Origin of the sequence: Methanothrix sp. (assembly GCF_016706325.1) — an archaeon.
In the GTDB taxonomy this organism is placed as follows: domain Archaea; phylum Halobacteriota; class Methanosarcinia; order Methanotrichales; family Methanotrichaceae; genus Methanothrix.
The window spans coordinates 1,134,388-1,152,360 of record NZ_JADJJX010000001.1; the positions used below are offsets into that span (position 1 = coordinate 1,134,388).

Annotated in this window: 19 protein-coding genes; 5 read left to right on the forward strand and 14 right to left on the reverse strand. The window is 57.5% G+C overall.

The window, feature by feature from the left end; genetic code table 11:
• Window positions 1-64: 64 nt before the first annotated feature.
• From IPI63_RS05955 to IPI63_RS05980, 6 genes are all read right to left on the reverse strand, one after another.
• A complete protein-coding gene (locus IPI63_RS05955) occupies window positions 65-925 on the reverse strand; it encodes a hypothetical protein (protein ID WP_292477266.1) in 861 nt (286 codons plus the stop codon).
• 16 nt (window positions 926-941) lie between these two features.
• A complete protein-coding gene (locus tag IPI63_RS05960; protein WP_292477267.1) occupies window positions 942-1,736 on the reverse strand; it encodes a DUF4346 domain-containing protein in 795 nt (264 codons plus the stop codon).
• A 56-nt stretch (window positions 1,737-1,792) separates the two neighbouring features.
• Window positions 1,793-2,056 (reverse strand): hypothetical protein, encoded by a 264-nt coding sequence (locus tag IPI63_RS05965; RefSeq protein WP_292477269.1) that lies wholly within the window; start codon window positions 2,054-2,056, stop codon window positions 1,793-1,795.
• A gap of 157 nt (window positions 2,057-2,213) precedes the next feature.
• Window positions 2,214-2,393: a hypothetical protein gene (locus tag IPI63_RS05970; RefSeq protein ID WP_292477271.1), complete on the reverse strand. Its 180-nt coding sequence runs from the start codon at window positions 2,391-2,393 to the stop codon at window positions 2,214-2,216.
• A 52-nt stretch (window positions 2,394-2,445) separates the two neighbouring features.
• Window positions 2,446-2,835 (reverse strand): DUF473 domain-containing protein, encoded by a 390-nt coding sequence (locus IPI63_RS05975; protein ID WP_292477273.1) that lies wholly within the window; start codon window positions 2,833-2,835, stop codon window positions 2,446-2,448.
• Window positions 2,836-2,841: 6 nt separating this feature from the next.
• Window positions 2,842-3,585: a proteasome assembly chaperone family protein gene (locus tag IPI63_RS05980; RefSeq protein ID WP_214066278.1), complete on the reverse strand. Its 744-nt coding sequence runs from the start codon at window positions 3,583-3,585 to the stop codon at window positions 2,842-2,844.
• A 211-nt stretch (window positions 3,586-3,796) separates the two neighbouring features.
• Between IPI63_RS05980 and IPI63_RS05985 the strand changes: the two genes are divergently transcribed.
• The 3 genes from IPI63_RS05985 (at window position 3,797) to IPI63_RS05995 (ending at window position 7,447) form a co-directional block, all read left to right on the forward strand.
• Window positions 3,797-5,878 (forward strand): acetate--CoA ligase family protein, encoded by a 2,082-nt coding sequence (locus tag IPI63_RS05985; RefSeq protein WP_292477275.1) that lies wholly within the window; start codon window positions 3,797-3,799, stop codon window positions 5,876-5,878.
• Window positions 5,879-5,943: 65 nt separating this feature from the next.
• Entirely contained in the window at window positions 5,944-6,549 is a 606-nt protein-coding gene (locus tag IPI63_RS05990) for a hypothetical protein (protein WP_214066276.1), read from the forward strand.
• A 163-nt stretch (window positions 6,550-6,712) separates the two neighbouring features.
• The gene (locus tag IPI63_RS05995) at window positions 6,713-7,447 is read left to right on the forward strand and encodes a hypothetical protein (protein WP_292477277.1); all 735 of its coding nucleotides are present in this window, start codon (window positions 6,713-6,715) and stop codon (window positions 7,445-7,447) included.
• 81 nt (window positions 7,448-7,528) lie between these two features.
• Here IPI63_RS05995 and IPI63_RS06000 read toward each other — a convergent pair whose 3' ends face one another.
• The 4 genes from IPI63_RS06000 to IPI63_RS06015 all read right to left on the reverse strand — a co-directional run bounded on the left by IPI63_RS06000 (window position 7,529) and on the right by IPI63_RS06015 (window position 13,553).
• Entirely contained in the window at window positions 7,529-8,866 is a 1,338-nt protein-coding gene (locus tag IPI63_RS06000) for a signal recognition particle protein Srp54 (RefSeq protein WP_292477279.1), read from the reverse strand.
• 71 nt (window positions 8,867-8,937) lie between these two features.
• Window positions 8,938-12,555, reverse strand: a complete 3,618-nt coding sequence (locus IPI63_RS06005; protein WP_292477280.1) for an NB-ARC domain-containing protein — start codon at window positions 12,553-12,555, stop codon at window positions 8,938-8,940.
• Window positions 12,533-12,868, reverse strand: a complete 336-nt coding sequence (locus IPI63_RS06010) for a CU044_2847 family protein (protein ID WP_292477282.1) — start codon at window positions 12,866-12,868, stop codon at window positions 12,533-12,535. The genes IPI63_RS06005 and IPI63_RS06010 overlap by 23 nt, the downstream gene beginning before the upstream one ends.
• A 97-nt stretch (window positions 12,869-12,965) precedes the next feature.
• Complete coding sequence (locus IPI63_RS06015; RefSeq protein ID WP_292477284.1) at window positions 12,966-13,553, reverse strand: hypothetical protein; 588 nt, start codon at window positions 13,551-13,553, stop codon at window positions 12,966-12,968.
• A gap of 106 nt (window positions 13,554-13,659) precedes the next feature.
• Between IPI63_RS06015 and IPI63_RS06020 the strand changes: the two genes are divergently transcribed.
• A complete protein-coding gene (locus IPI63_RS06020; RefSeq protein ID WP_292477286.1) occupies window positions 13,660-14,808 on the forward strand; it encodes a C1 family peptidase in 1,149 nt (382 codons plus the stop codon).
• A 317-nt stretch (window positions 14,809-15,125) separates the two neighbouring features.
• Window positions 15,126-15,593 carry a hypothetical protein gene (locus IPI63_RS06025; protein ID WP_214064338.1) on the forward strand — a complete coding sequence of 156 codons (468 nt, stop codon included), beginning with the start codon at window positions 15,126-15,128 and terminating at the stop codon, window positions 15,591-15,593.
• Between the two features lie 162 nt (window positions 15,594-15,755).
• Here the strand turns inward: IPI63_RS06025 and IPI63_RS06030 are convergent, their stop codons facing one another.
• The 4 genes from IPI63_RS06030 to cobZ are packed head-to-tail and all read right to left on the reverse strand — an operon-like array spanning window position 15,756 to window position 17,942.
• Window positions 15,756-16,118 carry a hypothetical protein gene (locus IPI63_RS06030; RefSeq protein ID WP_292477288.1) on the reverse strand — a complete coding sequence of 121 codons (363 nt, stop codon included), beginning with the start codon at window positions 16,116-16,118 and terminating at the stop codon, window positions 15,756-15,758.
• Window positions 16,115-16,702, reverse strand: a complete 588-nt coding sequence (locus IPI63_RS06035; protein WP_292477289.1) for an NTP transferase domain-containing protein — start codon at window positions 16,700-16,702, stop codon at window positions 16,115-16,117. Before IPI63_RS06035 ends, IPI63_RS06030 begins: the two co-directional genes overlap by 4 nt.
• Window positions 16,702-17,466, reverse strand: a complete 765-nt coding sequence (cobS, locus tag IPI63_RS06040) for an adenosylcobinamide-GDP ribazoletransferase (protein ID WP_292477291.1) — start codon at window positions 17,464-17,466, stop codon at window positions 16,702-16,704. Before cobS ends, IPI63_RS06035 begins: the two co-directional genes overlap by 1 nt.
• On the reverse strand, window positions 17,463-17,942 hold the full coding sequence (gene cobZ / locus IPI63_RS06045) for an alpha-ribazole phosphatase CobZ (protein WP_292477292.1): 480 nt from the start codon (window positions 17,940-17,942) through the stop codon (window positions 17,463-17,465). Before cobZ ends, cobS begins: the two co-directional genes overlap by 4 nt.
• Window positions 17,943-17,973: the final 31 nt, after the last annotated feature.

A 17,973-nucleotide genomic window follows, 5' to 3' on the forward strand; every position in this document is an offset into this window, starting at 1 on the left:
AGCGCCTTTTGGATCATACCTCAAGACTAGATCTGCCATCAGTTCCATATGTAAAAAGGTTGCGCTAGGGTCCGAGCAGCTCCATCAGCACCCCTTGAATATCCTCCTCCGATACAACCCCGGATAATTCTCCCTCTGATCCCTTGATCGAATACTGCAGATCGTTCTTCAGGGCCAGATCCTTCATCCTCTGACTTGTATCAGCTGTGGGCTGGATGCAGCGGCAAACCAGATCAAAGGCAGAGCTATTGCCTGACTGGGCGACATTGAGGTTGAACTCCTTATACCCGCCGGCCAGGGGCATGATCGCCCCGCCACTGCCCAGGGCGGCAAGCTGCAGATCTCCCCCGCTCTCATCTACCAGGGTGAAGCTCTCTGCCGGCTGGCCACCGGATATGACATCGATGGTCTGCTCGATCCCCTCCTGCGGTCCGCACAGAGCAGGCCTTCCCATGGCCAAAACGAGATCCGTGCCCCTGGGGATCAGCATATAGCCCTTATAGGGTATGACCAGGCCGTCATAGCCCATGGGATAGGGCTGGATCCAGTGGAACTCAGACCAGGTGTTGTTGAAACGGGCCACACCCAGCCTCTCGATTCTGGTGGAATAGAGCTGACCTCCATAGAGCAGGCCGATGGATTGAGGTAGGGCAATCATGGCCGCATCGGTCAGGCTCTTCGATGCATTGAGGTCGATCCAGTATGCTATATCTGTGCTCTGTGGCGCCATCTCCAGGACATCTCTCAGCCCCTCGAAGCTCCACTCCACCAGGGTCCCCCTGACCCCAAAGGTCTCAGCGGGATCGACGCTTTTCGGCACAACAATCTGCTTCTCATCGGTGCCTAAGGGCAGATAGTAGGCGACTCCAGAGAGCACCATGAGAGTGCCAATGAGGATAGCAAAGGCCTTCTGATTCATCATCATCACTCGGTAATAATTATTATTTAACCTTTCTCTGCCAGAGGGGCTCGTCCTGTATATAGCTCCGCCCTAGGGCCAAGGCGATCTCCGCCCGCTCCAGCTCCCGGCCCAGGTAGCCGGCATGGTCCAGCCTTCCCACCAATCCCTGCTCTATGAGGCTGTTGAGCACATCGCGCCCCCTCTCTCCGGCTATGGTGATCCTGCCGTTGTCGGCCATGATCCTCCCCTCAGAGAGAAAGATCCTGAAGCTCCCGGCAGGGTCGGCCTGGAAGGGGTGCTCCGTTCCCGCCTCCACCACCTCCTGGGAGGGGGCAATTTCCTGAATCCTCCTCTTCTCCTTGAGGATCAGGAGGTCCAGGCCCAGGTCTTTGGGAGGGGTCTGGCGCTCTTTGGCCAGGAGCATCATCCTCGAGGCCACAGCCAGATCATGAACGGACCCTGCCGCCTTGGCGCTGTGCTCGGGGGTAAAGAGCAGTGAGGCCTCCACCTCTGCTGCCAGGGCGCTCAGCAGCAGATTGGCCCCTGGCCCGTCTCCATCCATGAGCTCAGTGACATTGCCCGCCCCGAAGAACAGGGGTATATCGGGATGGTCCCTGCGCAGGCGGATGTATCTTTCAATCGAGCAGGTCAGGCCCATCAGGGGAGGATCGAGAACCGGATCGGCGATGGCCTGAATGGAATAGCTCCTGGCCCTCTCCAGGTTCTCCTCTATGCTGATGGGTCCAGGCCCTGGTATGACCACTGCTGGTATGCCCTCTTCTGCCACCCTCCTTCCCACCTGGGGAAGGTTCTCTGCATTCAGGCTGAGTATCATGTCCGCCCCCGCCTCGATGCCGGCAAGGATCAGGTCCGGGCGGACGGCATCTATGCTTATGGGGAGTGCAGTGACGCCCTTGCCGTCTGGAGGGCTCTTCTGACACTGGAGGGGGTGGCATCTGTGGATGCTCCCAGGTCGATCAGGTCAGCCCCCTGCTCCTCGAAGTATCTGATCCTCTTCCCAAGAGCCCCATCATCGAGCCGGGTGGCATCGACGACCTCTGCTAAGACCTTCATCCGCGAGCTGCCCCCGATCTTGACCCCTCTGATGGTCAGCTGGCCGGGAGCCTCTGCCTCCAGCCTCTCCAGATCGGCCATCGCCTCCTGCCTTCTCTTTCCCTCCAGCAGGGCGCAGGCCGGAATGGTGGTGGAGAGCTCAACCTCATCCAGGCGAGGCAGGAGGGAGAGAAGATCTATGGCGTGCTTCGGTCCCAGGCGGATCTTTGTCTCCAGGATCCTCTCCGCCCCTCTGAAGTCAGCAGTTATAGCCCCGGGGGATCAGTATCAGATCGTATCCTCTGGGCCCTGCCCGGCAGAGCATCTCCGGGGTGATGAATGCTGCTACATCGACATCCAGCACCAGGACATCTGTGCCGCAAGCCGATTCTCTCACCAGATCACTGGCCAGATTTCCGGTGACGAGAAGGACCCTCATCTCCTGGGGCTGCCGCCCTCTCAGCCGCCCTTCTCCGCAAGAAGAGGGCTTCTCATCTCGCTCCGCAGTATCTCACCTCGTCCACATCCAGGGTGAGAGGCGTTCCCGGCTCAATGGAGGTGATCCTTCTCACCCTTCCCACTCCCACCAGCTGCAACTGCAGCCTTGCTGCCTGAGACTCCCTCTCCTCATAATAATACTCACCTGACTGGATGGTTCTATGAGTTATGATCTGCAGGGCCTTTATGGTGGTGATGAGGCCGGTTGTACCGGGGACAACATCCATGGCACTGGAATCGGTGACGAAGAGTCTATCGCCTGGCTGGTGATCGTAGATGGCAATGAAGTTGTTCGGGCTCCTGATCTCCACCGTCCTCACCCTGGCGGCGAGAATCTCTTTTATCACATGTCTGGATAATCCTGTAAGGCTTGTGTAAATCATCTGGCATCACCCGTACATTGGAAACTCTTTTGGCAGTTGTGTCTGCTGTTCCTCGGGCGCGGCCGCCTTCATCTGCTGGGCCAGTTGAGCCATCTGCACCTCGATCTCCTCTGCCTGCTCAGCCAGCTTGGCAGTATTCACCCCCAGGCCGTAGATCTTGTTGATGCTCTCAATGGCAGCAATCGCCGAGCGGGGGTCGGGCTCAGCTGATGCCGTCTCCCCCAGGAGGCAGACTGCAGGCAGATTTCTTATGCGGCACTCATTCATGATGCTGCCGGTAATTCCGGTGATGGTGCCGATCTCAAAGATCTCTGTAGTCCCTTTTATCTTATCGAGGAGGTCGTGCCTGCTCACTGCGCCGAAGACCCGGTTCTGGTCGTCCATCACTGTTATCCCTGCCAGGCAGATCAATTCCTGAGCATTGATGGACTCGGCCCAGGTCACTATCTCCTTTCCGATATCATAGGATGCCAGGGGGTGAACTGGGATATCGGCGGTGAGAACCACCACCTCCTTGCTCGCTTCCTCGTAGATGCGAACTGGCATATTCACCACCCCACCCAAGAGCACTGCCAGTGGCGGGAAGTATTTGGAGTTCATGGCTCCGATGTAGGTCATCTTCAACTCGTTGACTATGTACTGGCTGGCGATGTTCCCTACCAGGCCGATTCCCGGGAAGCCCTCAATTAAAATGGGGTTCTTGACAGTCAGCTTCTTCTCAAGGATGACCTGGACAATATCCTTCTCCATGAGGGATAATGATATTTAATCTCAGATAAGCTATTCGCTTTGTGCCTCTGCCTCTCCTCTTTGAATGCCGCTTCAGCCCGAAGAACAATGCACCGGGGCATTAGAGCTTTGAGGATCTCTGCTCCGCCCTTCGCGATCCCACAAGTTAAAATAACGAATCCCCTATTGATGAGCATAGCGAAAAGCAAAAACGGGCAACCTGGGGTTGACAATGGCGGAACTTATCAATGATATTATAGATGGGGCGATATCGGCAGGCAGAACCTACCTCATGGAGAACGAGAGCAAAGCCATTCTGGAGGAGCTGGGGATATCCACCACCGGCTCCAGAGTGGCCAGGTCAGAGGAGGAGGCAGTGGAGATTTTCCTCTCCCTGGCCTCTCCTGTGGCCATGAAGGTCCTCTCCCCGGAGGTGGTCCATAAATCCGATGCCGGTGGGGTCAAGCTCCATCTGGAGGGGGAGGATGCCGTCCGGCAGGCCTACCGGGAGATGATCAGCGCATTCCAGGGGAGGGCGGTGGAGGGAATATCAGTGCAGAGGATGGCCCCGCCGGGAATAGAGGCCATCGTGGGGGTGGCAAACGACCCCACCTTCGGCCCGGTTCTGATGTTCGGCCTGGGAGGGGTATTCGTCGAGGTCCTGAAGGATGTCAGCTTCCGCTCCATTCCCATCACCCTCTCCGATGCCCAGGAGATGATCGAGGAGATCCGGGGATACACGCTGCTCAAGGGCAGCCGGGGCCACTCTGCTGATATCGAGGCTTTAGAAGAGCTCCTGATGAAGATATCGGATTTTGTGGCCTCAGAGCCGCGGGTCTGGGAGATGGATCTGAACCCCGTCTTCCTCTATCCCCAGGGCTGCACAGCCGTCGATGCCCGCATCATCCTGGGGGAGCCCAGGCCCAGCCCTCCAGAAGAGAGAGAGGAGCAGGATCTGCATGACCTCTTCTATCCCCAGAGCATCGCCGTCATCGGGGCATCAGGGACTCCGGGAAAGCTGGGCTGGAATGTCTTCACCAATCTGGTCAGCCACAAGTTCAAGGGCATGCTCTATCCCATCAATCCGCGGGCAGAGGCGATCCATGGCATCAAGGCCTATCCCCGGATCAGTGCTGTGCCCGAGCCGGTGGATGTGGCCATCATCCTGGTCTCAGCGGACATGACAGCGGATGTGGTGGAGGAGTGCTGCCAGTGCGGCGTGCGCTATATCGTAGTCGAGTCGGCGGGCTTTGCCGAGCTCGGTCCGGAGGGCAAGAAGATCGAGCTGCAGATGAAAGAGATCGCCGATAGGTATGGGGTGAGGCTGCTGGGGCCGAACTGCTCGGGGATCATCAACACCCACTGCAGCATGGTGCAGTCCATAGGGATTGTTGATGCCCTGAGCCAGGGCAATATCGGCCTGGTCTCCCAGGCGGGGGTCTGCGCTGCCGGTATGCTCTGGGGTCTGCGCCATATCATGGATTTCGGCATCATCGCCACCATCGGCAATAAGCTGGATATCAATGAGACCGATATCATGGAGGCAGTGAGCAGGGATGAGAACATCAATGTCATCTGCATGTATCTGGAGTCGGTGAAAGGGGGGAGGCGGTTCATAGACCAGGCGCGGCGGATCACCAGGGAGAAGCCCATGGTGGTGCTCAAGTCCGGCCGGACTGAGGCGGGAAAGAAGGCCGTGGCCTCCCATACTGCCTCCCTGGCCGGCAACGACCAGATCTATAGCGCCGTCTTCCGCCAGTCGGGGATCATCCGGGCGCGGGATTATGAGCATATGTTCAACCTGGCCCGGGCCATATCCAAGCAGCCCCTGCCCGATCGGGAGGGGGTGTTCATCATAACCTATGCCGGCTCCCTGGGGGTCATTGCCGCCGATGCCATCACCGACAATGGCATGCGCCTCTCCGAGCTGGATGAGCCCCTCAAGCAGAGGCTGAAGGAGCTTCTGCCCGACTATGTCTGCGGCATGAACCCGGTGGACTACACCTTCAGCCAGGATGCCAGGATTGTGAAGAGCACCATAGAGATCGGTGTGGAGAGCAGTGATGTGGGCAGCTTCATTGTCATCCTCCAGGCGGAGATCCTGGACAGCTATGTAGAGGCCTTAAAGAGCATCAACTACCAGGGAAAGCCCATCATCGCCTGTGTGGCCGGAAAGGAGTTTGAGATGCCCGGGGTGATAAAGATGGAGAAGGCAGGAATCCCGGTCTTCTCCACGCCTGAGCAGGTGGCAGATGCCCTGGGGGTCATGTACCAGCAACATAAGAGGATCACCAGGGCGAGGGGGAAGGATTGAGCAAAAGCAAATGGAAAAATTTAAGACCTTCCGGGGATGCTACAGATGATGGAGGTATCAGGAGAATGGGATTTAAGTCTGTGGTAATGGGGCTGCTCCTGGTGGCCTGCCTGTCGGCGGCCGCCCTGGGCGCGGGCCCCTTGAATGCTGTTGCGCAATTTCCCGCCGAGGAGATGTCCGGAAGTGTGATCAAGCAGGAGGTTCAGGAGGGTTTCTCCAGCCTTGGAGGTGACCCCTCTCTGTCCTTCAGGAATGAGAGCCTGTTTTATACCGACAGGCAGACGGGGATGAGCCCCAATGCCGTCACAAAGGTGCCGGTCAGATATGCAGCAATAGCCGGGAACTGGTCCTTTTCCCTCACCGGGGCGGCTACCAGCCACCTCACCCTTAATCTGTACCAGAATCAGGATGCAGTATCGGGCTATGGCGTAATAACCCAGAATGGGGCCATGGCTCAGGTCACTGCTGCCGGCACCATACTGGGGGATAGGGTGGCGCTGTTTGTGACCCCAGTGGCCAGCCAGAGCCTTTACCGTCTGAGCCTGACCATAACCCCGGGATCGCTGAACGGCGACTTCATCTACACCGCTCCGGGAGTGACCCAGCCGGGCGTCGCCTTCGGAAAGCTGCTGGCGGCTTCGCCGGCTGCGCCCGTTGCCCTGGGGGCATAGGGAGCTCCGGCCCGGCCAATCCGGGCTTCAAACAGCCCCGGGTCCTCTCCGCCCATCTATTTTTTCTTCTGGCGTATCTGTCCCCTTGATATCCTTGAAGCGATTGGTATATCATCTGAAGCCGGCATCATCTGCACAGAGGGGTCTAGGTGGTGATAGACAATTGGTAAGAGCTGAATTTCCGATCGCCATTCTCCTCATTCTGATCCTCCTGGAGGGGGCGGCATCGCAGGGCTATTTGGGCACCGTCTCCACTGGCCGGGGGATTCTCTCCCCCATCACCGTGGGAATGGAGGAGGCATCAGGTGCCCAGCTCGGCCTGTCCGGAGGACTGAACCTCAGCGGGAACTGGTCGGTGGACCTGGCTGGCGGCGGGCCGCCCAGGCATCTGGACCTGGAGATGCTCCAGCAGCAAAGGCTGTTGATGGGCTGGGGGCAGATGCACTCAGAGGAGCGGAGCGGCAGCGTCACTGCCACCGGATCGGTGCGGGCGGATGGTCTGACGCTCTTTGTCCTGAATGAGGGCGAAGGGGAGCTCTTCCGGCTGGAGATGTCCGCCAGCGGGACGGCGATCTTTGGGGTATATGAGGCATCCTCCCCGGGGATGCCGATCGAATCGGGAACGGTGACCGGAAGGATGATCCTCTCTGCTCCTCAGGATCAGAGGATCGCAGCAATCAGCGCCGCCACCCTGCCGGCGGCGAGCTCCCCTTATGCCGGGGCGGTGAGAGATCTGGGAAGGGGCAGCCCCTCGGGGCGGATCAATAAGAGCATCTACAAGGGCCAGAGCGCCGGTGCAGAGGGATCGGTCACTGCCGCCGGCCCATGGGCCTTGATGGATAGCTTCAATGGGAGAGATTGTGCAGGGAGGGCGGGGGAGAGGCGGATTGCGGGCTGATCTGGCTGCAAGGTCGCCGGCCCGATCATCGAGAATCTGCCCGACCAGAAGAGGGCTTTGGAAATAATCAGGATTCTTCTCTTACATCTTTGCCCCGGCGCTGAACCTCTTCATCATCCTCTTCATGTTCATCTTGCCCATGCCCCCTCTCATCCCCTTGATCGCCTTCTGCATGGCCTGATGGGATTTGAGCAATTCCCTGACCAGCTCGGGCGGGGCGCCGCTCCCCTGGGATATGCGCTTGATGCGCGAGGCGGTGATGATCCTGGGGTCCTCCAGCTCTGCTGCCGTCATGGAGTCCATCACCACCCGGTATTTGTCCAGCCGGTCCTTGGTCATCTGGTACTCCTTGTCCGAGAGCTCAATGCCCATCCCTCCCAGGGGGAGCATCTGCATGATCTGCTTCAGGGGGCCGAGCTTGTTCATGGCCTCCATCTGCTGATACATATCTTTGAGGGTGAACTTGCCCCGCATCAGGGACTCGACATCCACCTCCTGCTCAGTCTGCACCTCCTGGGCCCTTTCGATGAGGGTCTTGATGTCGCCCATCCCCAGCATTCTGGAGATGAAGCGATCGGCCTCAAACCTCTCCAGGTCTGCAGGGGTCTCCCCGACGCCGATGAAGGCCACTGAGGTCTTGGTCTCCGCCACTGCTGAAAGGGCGCCGCCGCCCTTGGCAGTGCCATCCAGCTTGGTGATGATAACGCCAGTGATATTGACCGCCTCATTGAAGGCCCGTGCCTGCTCGCTCGCCTGCTGGCCCAAAGCGGCATCCATGACGAGCAGCTTCTGATCGGCATTGACCACGGCATGGATCTCCTTCATCTCCTGGATCAGCTCCCCCTCCAGGGCATGCCTGCCTGCAGTATCGACGATCCTGATATCGTACCTCTTGGTGGCCTCCAGGCCGTTTCGGGCTACGGCCGCAGCATCGGGGTTGCCCTTCTCTCCGTAGAAGAATATCCCCTGCCTCTCGCAGAGGGCCTTCAGCTGATCGTAGGCTCCCGCCCGGAAGGTGTCGGCGCATATGACTGCGGTGCGGAGGCCTTTCCTCTGGAAGAAGGTGGCCAGCTTGGCAGCAGTGGTGGTCTTTCCCGAGCCCTGCAGGCCCACCAGCATGATGTTCTGCTTTTTAAGGGGGATGTCTGCGCCCCGGCCCACCAGGTTGATCAGCTCCTGGTAGACGATGTTGATCACATGCTCGCGCGGGTTCATCCCCGGAGCGGGCTTCTCGTTCAGGGCTCTGGATTTGATGGTGTTGGAGAGCTGCATCACCAGCTTCACATTCACATCCGCCTGCAGGAGGGCGCGCTGGATCTCCCGCACTGCTTCATCTACCAGGGCTTTGTCGATCTTATTCGCTGAGGCAATCTTCTTTAAGGCATTGCGCAGCGATCCGCCTAAGTTGTCCAGGACCATAATGCTTCGAGATCAGGATGGTCCAGCAAGCCATATAAAATGTTCCTTGGATAATGAGCACATCTCCCCCTCTATTTGGGCGAGTTCTCCAGGGCGAGAAGATGCACCCTTCCTAATGAATCGCCTGCCACCATCCTCTGACCGTCTCGGGAAAGAGCAATGGCCATAATTGATCCTTCGCCAGAGAACTCCGCCAGAATTCGGCCCGTCTCCAGGTCCCATAGCCTGAGAGTGCTATCAAAAGATCCCGATATTGCCCGCCTGCCGTCCTGGGATATTGCCACCGCCCCGACCCCGCCGGTATGCCCCCTTAGGGTCCTGATCTCCTGCCCCTTCTCCAGGTCCCATAGCCTGAGAGTTCTATCATCAGATCCCGATATTGCCCGGCTGCCGTCCTGGGATATTGCCACCGCCCCGACCCCGCCGGTATGCCTCTCCAGAGTCCTGATCTCCCGCCCCTTTTCCAGGTCCCATATCTTGAGAGTTCTATCAAAAGGTCCCGATATTGCCCGGCTGCCGTCCTGGGATATTTCCACCGCCCTGACCCATCCGGCATGCCCCCTTAGGGTCCTGATCTCCTGCCCCTTCTCCAGGTCCCATAGCCTGAGAGTTCTATCATCAGATCCCGATATTGCCCGGCTGCCGTCCTGGGATATTGCCACCGCCCCGACCCCGCCGGCATGCCCCTCCAGTGTCCTGATCTCCTGCCCCTTTTCCAGGTCCCATATCTTGAGAGTGTTATCATCAGATCCCGATATTGCCCGCCTGCCGTCCTGGGATATTGCCACCGCCCTGACCCCGCCGGTATGCCCCTCCAGTGTCCTGATCTCCTGCCCCTTTTCCAGATCCCATAGCCTGAGAGTGTTATCATCAGATCCCGATATTGCCCGCCTGCCGTCCTGGGATACTGCCACCGCCTCGACCCATCCGGCATGCCCCTCCAGAGTCCTGATCTCCCGCCCCTTTTCCAGGTCCCATAGCCTGAGAGTTCTATCATCAGATCCCGATATTGCCCGCCTGCCGTCCTGGGATACTGCCACCGCCTCGACCCATCCGGCATGCCCCTCCAGGGTCCTGATCTCCTGCCCCTCTTCCAGGTCCCATAGCTTGAGAGTTCTATCCTCAGATCCCGATATTGCCCGCCTGCCGTCCTGGGATATTGCCACCGCCTCGACCCATCCGGCATGCCCCTCCAGAGTCCTGATCTCCCGCCCCTTCTCCAGGTCCCATAGCCTGAGAGTTCTATCATCAGATCCCGATATTGCCCGCCTGCCGTCCTGGGATATTGCCACCGCCCTGACCCCGCCGGCATGCCCCTCCAGGGTCCTGACCTCCTGCCCCTTTTCCAGGTCCCATAGCCTGAGAGTTCTATCATCAGATCCCGATATTGCCCGCCTGCCGTCCTGGGATATTGCCACCGCCCAGACCCAGTCGGCATGCCCCCTTAGGGTCCTGATCTCCTGCCCCTTTTCCAGGTCCCATAGCTTGAGAGTTCTATCCTCAGATCCCGATATTGCCCGCCTGCCGTCCTGGGATATTGCCACCGTCCCGACCCCGCCGGTATGCCCCTGCAATGTTCTGATCAAGGGCCCACCGGGTGAGGCCAGGCTCCCGGCTAGAGGACGAAGCCAGGGATAGGTAATCCTGGTAGGAATTTGCATTATCAGTGACTCTACAGAGGAAATTTGAACACCCACGAGCCTTCCGGTGAGCTGGCCCGGAAGCTGTTCCGGATTCCGGGATAGGACATGGGCAGAGAGCCTGATCGCCCCCTGGATGGGTGACAGATCCTCATCTGAGTCTGCCCGGTCATAATCGGAGAGGAGGGAGGGGACGTCCGTGGCCTGAAGCTTCGCCTCTATCCAGTCGAAATCAAGGAGCAGAGATTTGATCTCCTCAGATCTTTGCGCCTGGGAGAGATGGTAGACCAGGTGCTGGAAGAAGTAGCCGTCGTTGGGGCCAGATGGCCAGCCGCCCCCTGCTGGACGGTAGGCATCCAGGATCCGATTATGAAGGGCCTGGAGATCAGAACAGCTCGCCCTCAAAAAGTCGTGCAACAGGTCATGGATCTCGATTGCTGATGAAATATTATCGATGTCTCTCTTCAGCAGTGATCGGCGATCCAGGACTGCAAGCAGCCTTCTGCCGTTTTTCTCATCTAGCTTCCGGGCATGAGCCCACAGAGTCAGGATGGCAGCCTCAGGTATGGTCTCATCCGGAGGGAAGACAGCCAGCAGCAGGTAGCATTCTCTCTCCTCTTCTGATAGCCTGTCCACGCTGACCTTCAGGGATTTCATGACACTGCGCTCTTCGTGATCCAGGAACTTCAGATCAGCCTCCTTCAGGGCCTCAAGAAGATCGCTCCAGGATACGCCATCCCTTATCTGCGCCCCGCAGAGGGCCAGGGCTAAAGGCAATCTCCCACACTGGTCTATGACCTCTGCTGCCTGTGACGGAAGTTGGGCTTGATCCAGACCAGCCCAACTGGCCAGAAGCTCTCTTGAATCTTCCTCTTTGAGAAGGCCGAGGGGGTACTCTATAGCAGCAAGAGCGGTTATGATGCGCCCATCGCGGGTTGTGATCAACATCCTCCCCTTCGGGCCGAGATCTCCTATGAACTCTTTCACATCCGAGCTGCTCCAGACATCGTCCAGAATGACCAGACAGGCCTTCCCGGCCAGAAGGCGGCCAAGGGCTATCCTGCCCTCGGCGGTGCTCTCGAAGGCATGGGGCTGGCAGTCGATCATCCTCGCCAGCTCTGCCTGCTTCTGAGCGATCTTGGGCTCAGTGCCCAGGGTCACCCAGAAGATGCCATCAGAGAAATATCTCTGAACTTCTTCATCCCTGGCGGCAGCCGCGGCCAGGACGGACTTGCCTATTCCGCCCATGCCATGTACGCCCAGCTTTCGAGATGGGGTCTGGTGCTCATTCCTGGGGGAGGTAATGGCGGTGGTAGAATGATCGCCTGAGATCAGAGCATCCCTGAGCCCTCTCAGATCTGACGGGCGGGGGAGGAAGTTGGCGGGCAGCTCGGGAATGCCGGCAATCAGGCGGCATCTCCCTGGGCTTCCAATGGGAGGAACTATATCTCCGATTGGTATAGCGGTGCCGATCTGAACTCCCTCGTGCAACTCTCCTCCCTGACAGTCTATCATCCCCACAATGGCCTTCTGGGTGAGGGAGAAAACAGGCGAGCCGCTCCTGCCGAATTTTAAAGCCTCCAGAGGGATCTGGAGCTGCATGCGGCGGCTCTTTTCCTTATAGATCCAGATGTCTGTCAGTATCTTGCCGCTGATCTGCGTTGCATAAAAACCGTCAATGGTCTCATCGCCAACCACTTGAGCATAGCCTCGCGATATAAATTTGCATTCCCTTTTATTCCAAGGTTTAAGGAGCTCTGAGAAGTCTAATGAATTCAGCGTCTTTTCCGTCCTGAGTATGGCAATATCGTTTGGCAGGGACTGGGCCCTTATCAGTGTTGCCTTCTGCCAGCGCCCTTTGTCATCATCATGTCTGATCCAATACACTTTCTTTGGTTTGATCTTTTTCTTGACACCATCCTCTCCCACGAGCACATGGTAGCAGGTGGCGATCATATCCGCGGAGATATAAAAGCCAGTTCCACTACCCTCTTTCTTGTCCCTGGAGACCTCCACCACAATTCTTTCAAGGATTTCGTTGTCGTTCATCCGGCCTTGTCCACTTCAGTGTTACCTCAAAGGTCGCCTCGCTCTCCCCTTTGGCAAACAGCAGATTGGAGTCTAGGCCCAGCTTCAGGCCGAACTTCATGGTGTACTCGCTGGGCCGGGCCTTCTCCTCTATCCTCTGCAGGCCCTGATATGAGCTGTCCGCTGTCTCCTTGACCACAGCCATGATATCCTGAATCTTCCCCTCCAGGCTGAAGGTCGCCCGATCCTTGGCCACCCGGCCGGCACCCGGACCCTCGATCTCGAAGAGGATCTTGCCACCGGAAGCAGTTATTATCTCGCCATATTGCGCCATCCTGATCACTTTAAGGTTATGCCTGAGATAATACTATATCGTGATGGTATTTTAACAATGGCAAGGCACATAAGCCTTTTTAAAAAAATTGACAGATCTATGCCCTCACGGCGGTGGCATTGCCCCGCTCCCTCTCCTCCCCCTGCCACCTCAGGATATAGCTCCCCGATAGGGTATCGTTGGCCAAAATCAGATCGAGGTCGCATTGGTCATACCTTTGGCCCTCGAACTTGGGTGCAGCTGATCGGGCGGTGAGCATCAGCTCATCGCCGGAGATGGACCCGCTGGCGGAGAATGAGTTTTCTGCCGCCCCTTCATTAAGAGAGCCAAAGCCCATCACCTTATTCCCTCCAGAGCCCCAGAGGGTGAGGCTCAGGGAGAGGTCATTCCGGCTGGCAAACCTCACCCTCCACTTCCCGCTCACCCTATCGGAATCGCTGCCTTCTGTCTCATTGAAGGGCGATCCATCTGCGAATGGATCCCTCTTGCCCTCCACCACAGTGACCTTGGGGGAGGGATCGGGCATATCCATAGTGGGGGGAGTGATCAGGGGCTTGGGCATGTCCATGTTCGCCCCGGTGATGCTGGGCACAGCTATGGTCCCCGGCTCCAGGGCTGTAGCTGCGATCGATATGCATGACAGAAATACCAGGATAATCGCTATCTGCACCTTTTTAGCTCTCATATCCGTCCGCCTCGGCTGTGATGTATAGCATGGATGCATGGATGTATTTTTAATGTTTTCAGTTGAAAGAGCTTCCTGCCCTCTGAGAGCTGGAAGGGCAGACTGCATGGCCAAGTATTTATTCCATCCCGCCTATTATACTATAGAAATATGGTCTTCTGCAGTCTTTGCATTGACATACAGATTGCTCTTTGCAGCCATTGTAAGGGAGATGAAGATGATGGGAAGGACCTATTCCACCGGGCTGATAGTATCGCTGGCCGAGATTCAACATAACATGGCCATGTCAGCCGCCATGGCAGAGCTTCTGATGGCGGCGGAGTATCCATCCTCCTTTGACTGGAGGAGCTTTGAGGGCAAGGACTACACCACCTCCATTCGCGATCAGGGAAGATGTGGTAGCTGCGTTGCCTTCGCCACTGTCGCCCTGATGGAGTCCATGATGAAGATAGCAAAGAAGGAGCCTGAACTGCAGCCTGATCTCTCCGAGGCCTATCTATTTCCTCGCGGTGGCGGCAGGTGCGAGCGCGGCGCCCAGTTCGTGCGCATGCTCAAGGCGGCTGAGTCCGGGGTCTGCGATGAGCTCTGCTGCCCCTATTCCGGCGACTGGAACCCCTGCCCCGATTTCAAGAGCAGGCTTGTCGCCATCACATCCTATAAGACCATCTTCAGCCCTGAGCAGGCCAAGGCCCACATCGCCTCCACCGGACCCCTAATGAGCGGCCTGGCGGTCTATGCCGACCTCTTCGATTATGATGGCGGGATCTACAGCCAGGATTACGGGGAATACATCGGCAACCATGCCGTTCTGCTGGTGGGCTACGATGAGAGTGAAGGCTGCTGGCTGGGAAAGAACTCCTGGGGCCCCGCCTGGGGAATGGAGGGCTGGTTCAAGATCAAGCAGGGAGAGTGCGGCATGGGCTCTGCCTTCCCCTTCTATTCTGCAGCCATAGGCTCGGCCCCCATCCCGCCCTCGCCAGGGGTGCCTGATCTCACCATTCCCATCGATGGCACCCTGTATGTCACTATGACAAAGGCCCCAGAGAAGAGTGCCATACTGCTGGTTAACAATGCCCGGATCGGCCCTCTCACCCTGGGGGAGGAGCTGAGTGCAGGGGAGTTTGAGAAGGGAGATGCTGTACAGTTCACCCTCATGGGCATCGCCGATAAGGGCACCTGCTTTCCATCGGGCTGGAGGATATGGACTATGAGGATGGGCGGGGGCAGGTATGAGTTCCGGCTGCAGCAGAGGTAGCCTCTCCAAATTGTCGATCGTGATCATCGATCGTATGCAATATGGAGGCTCAAGGCTGCCTCGGCATCAATGGCCCCTCTGCCCCTCCTTCTCCCTCAGACGCAATCTGCTCTTTGTCTTCCAATATTTAAAAATTGTATTTGAATACTGAATGTGAATATAACCACAAGGTTTATAGTCATTACAGTTTTATTCGCCATTTGCCGTGATGAAATGGCATTCGAATCCAGGAAGAACGGTATTGGCAATTCAACTATCGGTAGCATTTCTTTCCGTCCTGTGAGGAGGGGGCGAGATGCACATATAGGAGGATCAACATGAAGAAAATTTTTAGTATACTTATCATGGCCACCACACTGGCAATGATCGCAACTGCAGTGGCACAGCTCCCATCAGAAGCAGTAAAGGAGAATCGCGTTAATGTCTCCACCATCGATCGGACGGTGACAAATCCATTCGATCCGGCATATGTCTGGAACAATCCATATGCGGTGCCGCTCTCCGGAACAAGCCCCACCATATTTCAGAATATCGCCTTCAAGAAGACCCCGGGAGGCGTCTCAGCAGCATCATACACTGAGAGCATAAATGCATTCCTGGCCTACGATCCTGATGGTGGCAAGAGCAATATCACTATAGCTGCAGCAAGAGTGGGACTGACGGCAAAGGCCGCTTATGTTGGCAGCAGCGTAAAAGAGAGCGCTACGAGGCCTCAAACCCCCGCAGCCTCCCAGACTCAGGCTGATGCTTTGACTCAGGCTGATGCTTTGAATGCCTCTATCTGATTGTACAATCCCCTGAGGGTCCTGCTCACAGCCGGGAATGCAGCTTTTTGTCTGGCTCTGCAGATTCGCTGAATTGAGGATTTGGCAATTGGGGCTGCAGTCCCCTCTTTATTTCTTCAGCGGGCAGATCCTCAGAGCCTGCCGATATGATCTTGTCCGGGATCAGTCCATCTCTCCCTCTTCCACTGTATCCCTGGGGGCGAGCATCAGATCATTGAACAGCAGGATCTCAATCACCTGGGCCACATAGCGCCTCTGCTGGAATCTCTGGATATCCTGGTTCATCTTCAGCTCGGCATCGACCTGCACCCGGATCAGGCTGAGCCTCATATCCCTCTGCTCCTCCTCCCTGATCTTCAGGTCACATATCTCCCGGAGCAGCCAGGGAAGCTTCATGGGATTTCCCAGTGCCCGCGCCACCAGCAGAGTGTAGTCCTTCGGCTCTTTTACCTCATTCTCGCCGGTAAGGAGCATCAGGTCTTCCAAAGAGAACTTCTCGCCGTTTATTGCTATGCTCTCATTCAAATAAAATCACCTTGCAGTATCCTCTCGCAGAGGCGGAGGTCCTCTGCCACATTCACATTCACTGCCAGCTCTATCCTCTCCATTATAAGATGATAATCCTCCTGCTCTCTCTCGATCTCTCTGCCCTCCAGGACATTGATCCCGGAGGGGACTATCAGCTGGTCCCGGTAGTTGAAGAGGGAGTCGGGCCGGCGTCCCAGACGGCGGTGCAGATCCAGCGGGGTGTGGGTGGAGAGGGCGGGCTCAGGACGGCCTTCATAGACCTCGATTATTGTATCGATCAGATCGCTGTTGATCAGGGGCAGATCGGCCATGACAATCATTATGGGATCGGCAACCTCTGCCGCCTTCACTGCATAGATCATATCCGGGACGAAGCCCATCCCCGGGGTGTCCAGCACAGACAGGTTCCAGTCCAGTGCCCATTCCCGGGTGAGGGGCACATTCTCTGTGGTGGCAATGTATATCCTCTCCACAGAGCTCTCCTCCAGAGCCAGGGCCACATACTCGATCAGCCTCCGGCCGAGGATGGTCACCATGGGCTTCTCCCCTCTCTTCAGCCGGGAGCCCCGGCCGCCGGCCATCACCAGAGCGTCCAGGGAAGAACACCTCCCAGAGTCAGGGCGGCGGCCAGAGCAGTCACCCTCGCCAGCTCGTTTGTTGCCCCTATGCCGTCGCCGGTAGCTCCCCCGAAGTTCCTCTTGGAGACTTCAACCAGGCAAAGGGCAGCGAGCTGGGCAGTTGCCAGGACCGCCAGGCCGAGGGCCCCCAGGGCGAGAGAGCAGATGACCGCCGAGATGGCCAGGCCGAGGAGGAACTGGCCCAGATCAGTCCTCTGGATCATTATCTGCCCAAAGCCCTTCTGCAGGGGATGGGAGAAGGCGGCAAAGGTTATCATCGCCTCCTTGGCGCTCACCTCGGCGCTGAGAACTGCCAGGGGCGCCAGCCCCTCCGGCAGGCTGGAGAGGAGGGCGAATGAGGCCAGGATGAGAAGGACGATATAGAGCCCTCCTCCCGTTCCCAGGTATATGTCCTTCATCGCTGCTATCTTCTTCTCCCTGGTGCCGTGGGCGATCACCCCATCGGCAAAGTCCGCCAGGCCATCGATATGGTTTATGCCGCAGAGCCAATAGGTCGTGGCTATCACCACCACTGCCGCCAGGCCAGCCGGAAATGCCTGCAAGGCAATGCAGCAGACCCCACCCAGGACTGCGCCCAAGGCCATGCCCACCAGAGGAAAGAGATAGACATGCTTCATCAGGGCCTCCACCCCCTCCATGGATATGCCCACCGGTATGGTGGAGAGCCAGCCGAAACCGGATTTGAGGGCGAAGAGAATCTCCTTCAATTTCTGCTCCCCGGATCGGCTGCCGCTCTGGTGTACATATTGGCTGAGACCCCGCCGATCAGGCCGGCCAGAGCATCATCCAGGAAGGGTCCCAGTTGGGAGAGTATTCCCGGTTTGGCCTTGTCGTAGCGCACATAATCAAAGAGCCCCTTGTAGCCTCCCACATACTTGGCAATGCTCAGGCCCAAGACCTCGTCTGCAATAAGGCAGCTCAGATCGTTCTCATAATCGGAGGGATTGAGGTTGGGCAGGCTGCGCCTCTCTCCCTCCCCCTCCAGGAGGATGGCGGCGTATATGAGCAGGGCCAGGTTGGGATCGGATAGGGCAAGATCCATCTCCCGCCGGAATTCTGCTTCTGCCCTCTCTTGCGTCTCCACCCCGGGATGGGGAAAGTAAAGCTCCATTGCTGCAGATATGATCTTCTCCTCTGTGATTCCCCTGCTCTTCAGCACATCTCTGATATCTCTGGACGCCATGGTAAAGCATGCATGGTCTGGGGGAATAAAA

Excerpts from the sequence above, each read along its gene's own strand:
- IPI63_RS05955 (WP_292477266.1), bottom strand. The coding sequence starts at position 925 with ATGATGATGAATCAGAAGGCCTTTGCTATCCTCATTGGCACTCTCATG.
- IPI63_RS05960 (WP_292477267.1), bottom strand. The coding sequence starts at position 1,736 with ATGATACTCAGCCTGAATGCAGAGAACCTTCCCCAGGTGGGAAGGAGG.
- IPI63_RS05965 (WP_292477269.1), bottom strand. The coding sequence starts at position 2,056 with ATGGCCGATCTGGAGAGGCTGGAGGCAGAGGCTCCCGGCCAGCTGACC.
- IPI63_RS05970 (WP_292477271.1), bottom strand. The coding sequence starts at position 2,393 with ATGAGGGTCCTTCTCGTCACCGGAAATCTGGCCAGTGATCTGGTGAGA.
- IPI63_RS05975 (WP_292477273.1), bottom strand. The coding sequence starts at position 2,835 with ATGATTTACACAAGCCTTACAGGATTATCCAGACATGTGATAAAAGAG.
- IPI63_RS05980 (WP_214066278.1), bottom strand. The coding sequence starts at position 3,585 with ATGGAGAAGGATATTGTCCAGGTCATCCTTGAGAAGAAGCTGACTGTC.
- IPI63_RS05985 (WP_292477275.1), top strand. The coding sequence starts at position 3,797 with ATGGCGGAACTTATCAATGATATTATAGATGGGGCGATATCGGCAGGC.
- IPI63_RS05990 (WP_214066276.1), top strand. The coding sequence starts at position 5,944 with ATGGGATTTAAGTCTGTGGTAATGGGGCTGCTCCTGGTGGCCTGCCTG.
- IPI63_RS06000 (WP_292477279.1), bottom strand. The coding sequence starts at position 8,866 with ATGGTCCTGGACAACTTAGGCGGATCGCTGCGCAATGCCTTAAAGAAG.
- IPI63_RS06005 (WP_292477280.1), bottom strand. The coding sequence starts at position 12,555 with ATGAACGACAACGAAATCCTTGAAAGAATTGTGGTGGAGGTCTCCAGG.
- IPI63_RS06010 (WP_292477282.1), bottom strand. The coding sequence starts at position 12,868 with ATGGCGCAATATGGCGAGATAATAACTGCTTCCGGTGGCAAGATCCTC.
- IPI63_RS06015 (WP_292477284.1), bottom strand. The coding sequence starts at position 13,553 with ATGAGAGCTAAAAAGGTGCAGATAGCGATTATCCTGGTATTTCTGTCA.
- IPI63_RS06020 (WP_292477286.1), top strand. The coding sequence starts at position 13,660 with ATGGCCAAGTATTTATTCCATCCCGCCTATTATACTATAGAAATATGG.
- IPI63_RS06025 (WP_214064338.1), top strand. The coding sequence starts at position 15,126 with ATGAAGAAAATTTTTAGTATACTTATCATGGCCACCACACTGGCAATG.
- IPI63_RS06035 (WP_292477289.1), bottom strand. The coding sequence starts at position 16,702 with ATGGCCGGCGGCCGGGGCTCCCGGCTGAAGAGAGGGGAGAAGCCCATG.
- cobZ (WP_292477292.1), bottom strand. The coding sequence starts at position 17,942 with ATGGCGTCCAGAGATATCAGAGATGTGCTGAAGAGCAGGGGAATCACA.